At 72.8% G+C, this 1,594-nt stretch carries 1 protein-coding gene; it reads left to right on the top strand.

Annotation, left to right across the window (positions count from 1 at the left end):
- The coding region (locus L7D48_RS28685) for a 3-hydroxyacyl-CoA dehydrogenase family protein (RefSeq protein ID WP_237884009.1) at positions 1-1,545 on the top strand (1,545 nt) is incomplete at its 5' end.
- Positions 1,546-1,594 lie beyond the last annotated feature (49 nt).

The following is a 1,594-nucleotide window of genomic DNA, read 5'->3' as shown; positions in this document are numbered from 1 at the left end:
GGGTACAGGATCCCCGGCGGCACCCCCGCCCACCCGAAGTTCGCCGCCAACCTCCCGGCCTTCCCCGCCAACCTCGCCAAGCAGCTCGGCGGCGCCCCCTACCCGGCCCAGCGCAACATCCTGGCCGCGGCCGTCGAGGGCGCCCAGGTCGACTTCGAGACCGCCCAGGCGATCGAGTCGCGCTACTTCACCGAGCTGGCGACCGGGCAGACCGCCAAGAACATGATCCAGGCGTTCTTCTTCGACCTCCAGGCCGTCAACTCCGGCCGCAGCCGCCCCCGGGGCGTCGAGCCCCGCAAGGTGCGCAAGGTCGCCGTGCTCGGCGCCGGCATGATGGGCGCGGGCATCGCCTACGCCTGCGCGAAGGCCGGCATCGAGGTCGTTCTCAAGGACGTGAGCGCCGAGGCCGCCGAGAAGGGCAAGGCGTACTCCGCCGGCCTGCTGGACAAAGCGCTGGCCAAGGGCCGCACCACGCCCGAGAAGCGCGACGCGCTGCTGGCCCGCATCACCCCCACCGCCGAGGCCGCCGACCTCGCCGGATGCGACGCGGTGATCGAGGCGGTCTTCGAGGACACCGCCCTCAAGCACAAGGTGTTCGCCGAGATCGAGGACGTCGTCGCCCCCGACGCGCTGCTGTGCTCCAACACCTCCACCATCCCGATCACCTCGCTGGCCGAGGGCGTGAAGCGGCAGCGGGACTTCATCGGACTGCACTTCTTCTCGCCCGTCGACAAGATGCCGCTGGTGGAGATCATCCGCGGTGGGCGCACCGGCGACGAGGCCACCGCCCGCGCCTTCGACCTGGTGCGGCAGATCAACAAGACCCCGATCGTGGTGGGCGACTCGCGCGGCTTCTTCACCTCCCGCGTGATCGGCCGGTTCATCAACGAGGGCGTGGCGCTCGTCGCCGAGGGCGTGGACCCGGCCTCCGTGGAGCAGGCCGCCGCCCAGGCCGGCTACCCCGCCAAGGTGCTCTCGCTGATGGACGAGCTGACCCTGACCCTGCCGCGGAAGATCCGCGACGAGGCGCGGCGCGCGGTGGAGGCCGCGGGCGGCACCTGGGAGCCGCACCCGGCCGACGCGGTCATCGACCGGATGGTCGACGAGTTCGGCCGCACCGGCCGCAGCGGCGGCGCCGGTTTCTACGAGTACGACGCCGACGGCCGCCGCGCGGGCCTGTGGCCGGGGCTGCGCGAGCACTTCACCCGCTCCGACGCGGCCGTGCCCTTTGAGGACATGAAGGAGCGGATGCTCTTCTCCGAGGCGCTCGACAGTGTGCGCTGCCTTCAGGAGGGCGTGCTGACCTCGGTCGCCGACGCCAACATCGGCTCCATCCTGGGCATCGGCTTCCCCGGCTGGACCGGCGGCGTCCTCCAGTACATCAACGGCTACGAGGGCGGCCTGCCCGGCTTCACGGCGCGCGCCCGCGAGCTCCAGGCGCTCTACGGCGACCGGTTCGCGCCGCCCGCGCTGCTGGTGGAGAAGGCGGAGAAGGGCGAGACCTTCACCGACACGCCCGACACGCCCGACACGCCCGCCGCGTAGGCCCCGCCGGGCGGGGGACGCCTCCGCGGCCCCCCACCCGCGCCCGGGG

This window comes from Streptomyces sp. ICN903, assembly GCF_022015835.1.
In the GTDB taxonomy this organism is placed as follows: Bacteria; Actinomycetota; Actinomycetes; order Streptomycetales; family Streptomycetaceae; genus Streptomyces; species Streptomyces fenghuangensis.
Note: the sequence above shows the minus strand (reverse complement) of the source record. Positions and strands in the feature narration are given on the sequence as shown.